Annotated in this window: 1 protein-coding gene; it reads right to left on the bottom strand. The window is 48.4% G+C overall.

All coding sequences use genetic code 11. The features are described from left to right. The coding region (locus AWR36_RS16015) for a PAS domain-containing protein (protein ID WP_176491164.1) at positions 1-208 on the bottom strand (208 nt) is incomplete at its 3' end. Between the last annotated feature and the right edge of the window lie 42 nt (positions 209-250).

The following is a 250-nucleotide window of genomic DNA, read 5'->3' as shown; positions in this document are numbered from 1 at the left end:
TAATGGCATCCAAGACCGTTTGTCGGTCGTCGGGATGCAGGTAATCGACAAAATTATCGAATGTGGATTCCATTTCCTGACGTTCACCGCCGAACAAAGGCGCAATTCGGTCAGACCAATACACTTCGCCGGTTTGAATATTCCAATCCCAAGTGCCGATATTGGCAAAGCTCTGGCTACGACTCAAGCGATCTTCACTGGTTTTCAAGGCATTTTCCGCCAACTTGACCTCGTATGCGCTCTTCTGCTT

It is taken from the genome of Microbulbifer flavimaris, assembly GCF_001641755.2.
Classification (GTDB): Bacteria; Pseudomonadota; Gammaproteobacteria; order Pseudomonadales; family Cellvibrionaceae; genus Microbulbifer; species Microbulbifer flavimaris.
Note: the sequence above shows the minus strand (reverse complement) of the source record. Positions and strands in the feature narration are given on the sequence as shown.